General features: G+C 53.9%; 8 protein-coding genes. 6 read left to right on the top strand and 2 right to left on the bottom strand.

Annotated features, from left to right (window positions below):
* The 4 genes from IIA05_12455 to IIA05_12470 form a co-directional block, all read left to right on the top strand.
* Window positions 1-500 (top strand): TonB-dependent receptor (locus IIA05_12455; GenBank protein ID MCH9027902.1); only part of this gene is annotated, 500 nt, incomplete at its 5' end.
* Window positions 501-795: 295 nt separating this feature from the next.
* Window positions 796-1,188 carry a hypothetical protein gene (locus IIA05_12460; GenBank protein ID MCH9027903.1) on the top strand — a complete coding sequence of 131 codons (393 nt, stop codon included), beginning with the start codon at window positions 796-798 and terminating at the stop codon, window positions 1,186-1,188.
* Window positions 1,189-1,330: 142 nt separating this feature from the next.
* Window positions 1,331-2,062, top strand: a complete 732-nt coding sequence (locus tag IIA05_12465) for an ABC transporter permease (protein MCH9027904.1) — start codon at window positions 1,331-1,333, stop codon at window positions 2,060-2,062.
* 22 nt (window positions 2,063-2,084) lie between these two features.
* Window positions 2,085-2,675, top strand: coding sequence for a hypothetical protein (locus tag IIA05_12470; protein ID MCH9027905.1), 591 nt, complete (start codon window positions 2,085-2,087; stop codon window positions 2,673-2,675).
* Here IIA05_12470 and IIA05_12475 read toward each other — a convergent pair whose 3' ends face one another.
* Window positions 2,676-4,754, bottom strand: a complete 2,079-nt coding sequence (locus IIA05_12475; protein MCH9027906.1) for a tetratricopeptide repeat protein — start codon at window positions 4,752-4,754, stop codon at window positions 2,676-2,678. It lies immediately after the preceding gene.
* A 203-nt stretch (window positions 4,755-4,957) separates the two neighbouring features.
* On the opposite strand from IIA05_12475, the gene IIA05_12480 reads away from it, so the two are divergent.
* On the top strand, window positions 4,958-5,608 hold the full coding sequence (locus IIA05_12480; protein MCH9027907.1) for a hypothetical protein: 651 nt from the start codon (window positions 4,958-4,960) through the stop codon (window positions 5,606-5,608).
* 124 nt (window positions 5,609-5,732) lie between these two features.
* On the opposite strand, the gene IIA05_12485 is transcribed toward IIA05_12480, so the two are convergent.
* Window positions 5,733-7,559: a tetratricopeptide repeat protein gene (locus tag IIA05_12485; GenBank protein MCH9027908.1), complete on the bottom strand. Its 1,827-nt coding sequence runs from the start codon at window positions 7,557-7,559 to the stop codon at window positions 5,733-5,735.
* 469 nt (window positions 7,560-8,028) lie between these two features.
* On the opposite strand from IIA05_12485, the gene IIA05_12490 reads away from it, so the two are divergent.
* Window positions 8,029-8,274 (top strand): hypothetical protein, encoded by a 246-nt coding sequence (locus IIA05_12490; GenBank protein MCH9027909.1) that lies wholly within the window; start codon window positions 8,029-8,031, stop codon window positions 8,272-8,274.
* Window positions 8,275-8,617: the final 343 nt, after the last annotated feature.

The following is an 8,617-nucleotide window of genomic DNA, read 5'->3' on the forward strand; positions in this document are numbered from 1 at the left end:
TCGATGGCGGCGAGGCCGTGGTCAGCGGTTTCGAGTTATCGGCTGGCTACGAATTCGACGACCTGTTCAACCGCGGCTGGAGCGTGCCGGTCAGCCTGGTATGGACGCTGACCAACCAGTTCGAGTTCCGCAACAGTTTTGACAGCGGCTTCGGCCCGTGGGGCGATGTGATGGGCGGTTACGAAATGCCGTACATTCCCAGGAACCAGGGACAACTGGCCATCGGCCTGGTTGGCAGCAAGTTCGGTCTGCACTTGAAAGCGGGTTACCAGGACGAAACCCGCGCCGTGGCCGGTAGCGGGCCGATCCTGGCCGGTGAAGGCACGGACTCGAAATGGGTGCTCGACGTTTCGGCGGACTATGCGCTGACCCCGAAGCTCGATCTTTTCCTGCGCGTGGAAAACCTGCTGGACGAGACCTATATCGCGGCGCTGCGGCCAGCCGGTCTGCGGCCCGGCAAGGACAGATCGGCATTCGTAGGTTTTCGAATCGACCTTTAGGAATCCTTTTCAATAGCAACATGCCGGCCCGGCGAATCCTGTATTCGTCGGGCCGGTTGTTTTTGGCCGCCACAACCTAGCCTTTTGGTGGCCAATACTTGTCCTGGTTATATTCACGGGTCGCGGACGCCAGAAATTTCTATGCTCTTCCGCCAATAGCGAAGTGTTCAAGCGCGTGCTATAAATGGGACAGACGGAATATTCAAGGGATTTCGTAGTGCGTTCCTTAAAACTTTGTCGCTCGGTTTCAAGTTAGGAGCCCCATAATGGCTTCTAACAAGAAACAGGTGCGGCCGTGAAAAATCGATCACTGATCCGTAAATCTGGCAGGCCGGCTGCTCCAAATTCATTTCTTTTGCTGCTTTGTTCCACTGCTTTGTTTTCCGCATGCGAGCCTGCGACCATTGATGAACTTCCGACCAATGAAAAACCCATCGGCCTTGAAGACGTCGCGGAAACAGAGACTCAAGATTCCTTAGTAGAAACAGAAGATTCGGAACATTCATTTTCCGGCGAGTGGCAAATACTGGATGGTTTTCGAAAAGTATGTGACGGATACCTGACGAGACCCGGGGGGGATGATTATTGCCAAAAGGAAATACCTGCGGACTGGGTACCTTTTGTATTTGAAGGAAAAACCTATTATATGCAACCACTCTCCGGCCGAAAGTCTGGCGAGGGCGAATGAGTTCGCCAAGCAATCTGAGACCGGCGATGGTAGATGCTGCGGAAACCTGCAGCACCGGGAAATCAGCCATTCAACCAAGACCTTTCCTATCCTGGAATTTAACAGCTAAAGCATTCGACGGCGTTTCCTGCCGCTGTTGCCGATGCGACCAAAGCCGGAGGATCAGCCCGTAAATACATCGGTTCAAGTCATTACGATTTCCGGACTGATCTGGGCTTTGCTGCCGGTTGCCATCGTCGTCGGCATATTGTTTCGCTGGACGACCACCGGACCCACCGCGGTTTATGCGGTCGCGCGGATGCTGATTCAGCTGCTGCTGATCGGATTTGTGCTGGTCTATATTTTCGATACCCATCAGCCCGGCATTATCATCCTGATCCTGGCGGTCATGCTGGTAGTTGCCAGCTGGATCGCCATACGGCCATTACGGCACAAGCAGCCTCACCTGTTCAGAAACGCGTTCATTGCCATTACGGTCAGCGGGGCCCTGACACTCGCGCTGGTAACGCAGGTGGTCCTCGGAATCGAGCCGTGGTTTTTGCCGCGTTACATGGTGCCACTTGCCGGCATGATATTTGCCAATTCGATGAACGCCGTCAGTCTCGCGGCGGAGAGATTCGAGGCGGAGCGGGACCGGGACGTCGGCTACGCGGAAGCACGCAGCACGGCATTACAGGCATCATTAATTCCCATCATCAATACACTGTTCGCCGTGGGCCTGGTATCGCTACCGGGCATGATGACCGGGCAGATTCTCTCCGGCGTATCGCCGTTTGTAGCGGCCAGGTACCAGATCGTCGTGATGTGCATGATTTTTGGCAGCGCCGGAATTTCATCGTCCATTTATTTGGCGCTGGCCAAAAAGACGAAATAGCGAAACCGGATGCAATCAGCTCATGTGGGATGCACAGATACAATCTCTCGATGCTGACCGTATCCAGAAGATCAGGATTACGCGAAACGAAGAGCCGGTGCGGTATTCCAGTGTCGTAGAGGCATGGCAGGATGATGAAGAGTTCCGCAGCTTTTTCATATCTCTAGTCGCCCAGGCACCGTTTCAAGCATTCTACTGGGAGACGCCGCCAGTCACGTCCGCCACCTTCGACCAGGAATTCGAGTTTGTACTTGTGGACAGCTCGCAACTGCGCAATGTGCGCGCGGACCCGCTAACCTTTGCCAGCTATTTCGAATCATCGGATGTCGATGACGACATCGTTACTTTTTGGAATCTGGGCAAGGATGCGTTGCTGGTCGTGCCGTGCCCGGTTGGATCCGACCCGGCGTACGCCCACCTGGCCGAATTCACCCGCAACGCACCCGTTGCACAGCAACATGCGTTTTGGAAACATGTAGGGAACGCGGTTCGAGAGCGCCTCAGTGACCGGCCCTTGTGGTTGAGTACCGCGGGAACCGGCATATTCTGGCTGCACGTGAGACTGGACAGCCACCCCAAGTACTATACTCACGACCCTTACCGGTCATGCTGACTATATAGCTTTCAGTTGTGCCGCCATATCGGCTTCGATCTCTGCGACCATTGCCTGAAATTCCAGCTCATCGCGGATGGATTTCAGATTGGGGTCGTGCTTGAGGTAATACCACCAGGACGCACGCCAGCCATCGTCGATGGCTTTCCTGAGTGCCGCCAGCGCTTTGCCTGTCTCTCCGCGCAACGCATAAATAAGGGTATCCGCGATCCAGTACCCACCCTGGCCGAGACGTGGGATCGTTTGAATAAATGCCATGCACTTATCCAGAAGAGCGTCCGCCCGTCCTTGTTCCCCGAGTTTCATTAATACCAGGGAAAAATCGATGGCGGCCTGGAAATTGATTCTGTTTATCTGCAAGTCTTGGTCATTCAGATAAGCTCGGGGAAACTGTTCATACCGGGCGCGGGCCTCGCCGAAACGTCCTGCGCGCAAATCCTCATTGCGCAGCAAAGCCAGTGCCGCCCAGCCCCACCAGACGTTGGGCTCCGCCGCGAGGGCCTTGCCGGCGTATTCATAAACCGCGGAGTTGTCGCCCTGGTTCAAGGCCAGAAACGCCCTGGCAACATTTGGTCTATAGGTTGCTGGCCCTAGCTCTAGGGCCTTGGTAATCCGGCGCCCGGCCTCCATATCGTCACCCAGATCCAGTCGGAGCATGCCGAGATAGGCCGGATAATTCGGGCTTGCGGGTGAAACCGATACGGCTTTTTCAAACCACGGCATCGCTTCAGCCAGTCGTCCGTAGGACTCCCAGAAAATGTAACCAATAATCGGATAAACGGCGGCGAAGCCCGGTTCGATCTCGATCACCCGTTTATACTGCGCCAAAGCCTCGTCAAAGCTCCCTTGAACGTCCAGATAGATGCCGAGATTGATGTTGATCGCAGGTGACAGTGGGTCCAGTTCCGCAGCTTTCTTACCGAGTGCAGCCGCCTCATCGACGCGGTCCAGTTGATTGATCAACAACTCACCGTACCAGTGATAGGCCGTGGCATAATTTGGATTCAGCTCAAGTGCGCGTTTGAAGGTCTGCTCCGATTTTGCGAATTCATTCCTGAATTCCTGCAAAGCAGCCAAAGAAGTATGGGCCTCGCCCGATCGCTCATCCAGCTCCAACGCCTTCTTGATGACGGGCTCGCCCTTTTCCACCATCGCAACCATCGTCATGTTGCCATAATGGGCCTGCATCAAATAACTGTCTGCCAGACCGACATAGGCCAGCGCAAATTCTGGGTCAAGTTCGATCGCATGCTGAAAATGTTCGACGGCTTCGGCTACGTGCTGGGTTGTTCTTAATGCCATGCGTTGTTTGCCGAGAAAATACGCTTCCAGGGCAGCCATGTTTTCAGTGGGAATATGCGAGAGTCTATCCTGCTCGTCCGGTGACAGTGTGGCCCGCAGTGCTTTAGCAATGGCGGCGGATATTTCTCCCTGAATTGCAAAAATATTTTTTGCGGTCAGTTCCCGGTCATAAACTTCGGCCCAAAGATGTTCGTCCGTCGTGGCATCGATCAGCTGAACATTAATGTGCACACGGTCTCCCGACCGCTGAACAGCACCTTCGAGTACGCTCGACACGCCCAGCTCCCTGGCAATTTGCGGGATGGTCTTCGTCGTATCCCGATATTGCATCACCGAAGTTCGCGAGATCGTTTTTATCGAGCCGATTTTTGATATGCAGGTCAGGAGATCGTCGTGTATACCGACAGTAAACGGCTCGTTCGCGGCATCCCGGCTGAGATTCTCGAACGGCAGCACCGCGATGGACTTTCGGTCGGTGATTGGCATGGCCGCAGGCTCGATCTGGCCGGATTCATCCGTCAGAGCCTCTTCAGTGCCGGTATCCCTTTTAATGCCATCTGGTGTTAGCTCAAAGGCCCACGCCAATATCACTGCCAGCGGGAATCCGAGGATTACAAAAAATGTGAATACTTGCAGAATCCACTCGGGCGAATTGAATATAGGCAAAACGACCGAGGATATTTCCACCAGCAGCCAGCCGACCCCGGCATAGACCACCGCAACACGAAAGACCTTGCGGCGTCGTAACTCTTTGATCAGCTGTGAGATGCCTGCCATTTACGCTCCCGGAACCAAGGGTTAAGGATAACAGCACGTAGCGGGTAACGTCGCCGCACTCTATCGTTAAAAAATCGCTCCAGAAGATTTTTTCGAACCACTTGGCACCTTTTTTGTTTTGGAAACGAGGTTCGCTTTCGATCCAAGCTGGATATCTGAAGCTGGTGGCGTACAGTAGGCCCAGCCAAAGAGGGAATCAGAACATGAAACAAAGAATATCACTGTTGTGTGTGCTGGTAATTGCCACCGGTTTCGGATTCGCAAGTGCCGAAGATTCGAGCATGAGCTTCTTCCTGACCAGTGAAGGTCCGGGGGACGGGGCAAATCTTGGTGGTCTGACCGGCGCTGACGCGCACTGCCAGGCACTCGCCGAATCCGTCGGCGCCGGCGGAAAAACCTGGCGCGCGTATCTGAGTAGCGCCGGTGCAGAAGGCGAGCCTGCGATTAATGCTCGCGACCGGATAGGCACGGGGCCGTGGTCAAATGCGAACGGGGTGCAGGTAGCGACAGATGTCGTTGATCTGCATAGCGACAAAAACAACCTCAGTAAAAACAATTCGATCAGTGAGAGCGGCGATGTCATCAATGGCCGCGGGGACAAACCGAATCGCCACGACATCCTGAGCGGATCGAATCTCGACGGTACTGCATACACGGATGGTCAGGACCATACGTGCCGGAACTGGACCTACAGTGAAGCCGATGGCAGTGCACAGGTAGGCCACCACGACCGCACGGGTGGCGGTGCGAATCCGACGTCCTGGAACAGCGCACACGGCTCGCGTGGCTGTGGTCAGAGTGACTTGCGAGGCACCGGCGGAGATGGGTTGTTTTATTGTTTCGCGACCGATTGAATGCACTGGTGAGCAAGGCCAACGAATTATTTGCTTGTTAGTTACTTGCACGCGTCAAATTTGGGCTGTTTGTGATGAAATTCTGCCAACCTGGCAATTGCTCACAAACGGTGCTGGTTTTGAATTACTCAGGCAGCGCCACGTTAAACTCGATGGCTGCCAACTGCTCGGGCGCAGCGCCAATTTCCAGCAAAACCTCGTGCCAGCGGGGATTGTCATGCAGCTTTTGGTACAGCGGATTGGTTGCGGCATCTCCAACCGATCCCGGGTAAACTTCGGTCGCAAGCCTCATAAACCGGCACGCCTCATCGGCGTTGCCGAGCCATGCGTATAACCGAGCAAGTCCGTACGGCCAGATCTTTTCATTGTCTTGCACATCGAGTAATTCCCGTAACGCCGCTGCCGATTCTTCCTCGCGACCCAGATCGTGCAGCGCCAGGATGGTGCCGTGTAGCCGGTAGGGTGCATGAATCTCCAGTTCAAAATCTGCAAGTGCACCGGCCGGGTCTCCCGCCACCAATTTGATGAGACCGGATTTCCATCTGCCGCTTTCCGCATCTGGATTCAGGCTGATTGCTATTGCATGACTACGCAGCGCGTCTTCAATACGCCCGGCTACCAGGTAGGTCCAACCAAGGTTCCAGTGAATCCAAAGGTTGAGAGGATCGCGTTCCGCGAGATACTCGTAGATGCGAATCGCCAGGTCGAATTTGCCAAGGTCTGAGGCGACAAGCGCTGATCCGAAAAGAGCTTCTAAATTGGACGGATCGATCACAAGGACATCTTCAAGCAGTCTGGCAGCAGCGACAACCTCTTTGCCGAAAAACATCTGCATTGCAATGACTGCATTTAGCTTCGGGTTGTCCGGATCCAGCGCCAATATGCTGTCACGTGTTTCGAAGTACAGCACTCTCAGCTCATCTCTCTCTTTCCAATCGCTTTCGATTTGTGGGGAGACATAGACCAACATCAATTCGACAAGCGCATCGACATAGGTCGGATCGATTTCCAGCGCCCGCTTCAGCATTGCTTCCGCTTTCGGAAATTCATCCACAATTTGCAGTTTGACAATTTGTTTTGCCTGCAAATAGAGCGCGTACGCGAGCACATTCGCCCGGGTAGCCTTCGGCAGCTCGCCCAGCAATGTTATACGCAGCTGATCAACCACCTTGGCAGCCACATCGTCCTGGATTGCGAAAATGTCATCCAGCGGCCGATCATAAGTCTCCGACCACAAATGCGTATCGGAACGCGCTTCGATCAGCTGCACAGTAATGCGAACCTGGTTGCCGGCTTTGCGCACCGATCCTTCCAGGATGTAGGCGACATTGAGCTTCTCCGCGACCTCCGGGATATTGATGTCATCGCCCCTGAACGCGAAGGCGGAAGAACGGGAGGTGACCCGTAATTGCGGGATTTTGGCGAGCAGATTCAGCAGTTCTTCAGAGATGCCATCGGCGAAATACGCTTGTTCGGGATCCGAACTCATGTTGACGAACGGCAAGACGGCGATGGACTGGTCACCATAGGACTCCACCAGCGCCTCGGTGCGTCCTTCCTGACGCGCAGTCTCGGCGATGGACGCTTCCCTGGACTCCGACAGCACGAATTTGTCGAAGGCAAAATACGCCAGGGCCAGCGCCAGTACTATCATGATGACGCGGTCCAGCGTCTTGGCGGTCCGCACCGTAGTCAGCTGACTGCGGTCTATGTCCTTCTCTTTCTTAAAACCCTCGGGTGTCAGCTCGAAGGCCCAGGCGAAGACCACCACCGGTATCAAGCCGATAGCCAGCAGCATGATGACCAACCGAATTGCCGCATCGGACAGGCCATAGACCGGAAAAATGGTCTCGACAATCTGGATAACCAGCCACGCCACAACTGTGTAGGCGGCAGCCACGCGCAGGACATTGCGGTTCTTGAGTTCGGCGAAGAACGACATAGTTGTCATAGCCTCTCCGGTCGTTCGCCCGATCATGAAGCAATGCGGGAAACTTGTCGATTACATGGGGATAGCAGCGTCAAACCCAAAAGCCTACACGAGGCAGGCTTTTGGGTTATTGGTTGGGGGACTAGGATTCGAACCTAGGTTGGCGGAGTCAGAGTCCTATAAATGCGCAAACCAGCGCAAACTTACACAGCTGTAAGCCAATGCTACCAATAGATTACATAGTCTGCCTTCGCCTCAATTCGCGTCTTTTTGCCTGCGCTGTGCGACAAATTTGCGACAAATGGGGTGTTTTTAAACACCCAGGCCACTCGCTCCCAAAACTGACAAAAAGCCCGTCATTGTCTATGTCCGCTTTCGGCCAGAAGCGGTCATTCAGTTCCGATGAAGTTTGTCTGAACGGTCGAGACGTCACACATCAGTGTCAAGGATGGCCCATGACGCTATAATCCCTGTCAGACAAGGTGTCCGGATGACAGATTCTGATCACGGCTGGATTGAATATTGGGCGGTATTTACTGACGCGGGCGGCATTGTCCAGTCAAATGGATATTATTCTGAGTGGACAGCACGGCAATTCAAACGCGTGATGAAGGACAAACTGAAGGCGGCAGGAATTTACGATACAAAGCTTTGGATTGAGCATGGCTACTATGAGGACATGGTTGATCCGAATCACCGCCAGAACATGAACAACTGGGAATTACCGCCAGAGTAACAGCCGCATGCATGCCTGATAATTTCCGACGAGTCAGAAATAGACTCGACACAAATTGGAGCGGGCCGGTATCGTTGTAACTCTCGAAAGCCCCCCGCCTGTGAAATAACTTGTCCGCTCCAATCTTTCCCATTCTGCTCACCAGTGAATTGCTAGTTTCTGCACAAATAGCCAATATTAAGATTAAGCAAATATTCCTTGAACAGGGGCGCGTTCGCAATTACGTCTATAGAGGAAAACAATGAGATATCCAGTAATCAAACCACCAACAAGACAAGAGCAAGCGCTGATACGTCGGAAAATCAAGGAAGTAGTGAAGGCACACGGTGGAGTGAGGTCTGCC

It is taken from the genome of Pseudomonadota bacterium, assembly GCA_022572885.1.
GTDB lineage: Bacteria > Pseudomonadota > Gammaproteobacteria > Steroidobacterales > MnTg04 > MnTg04.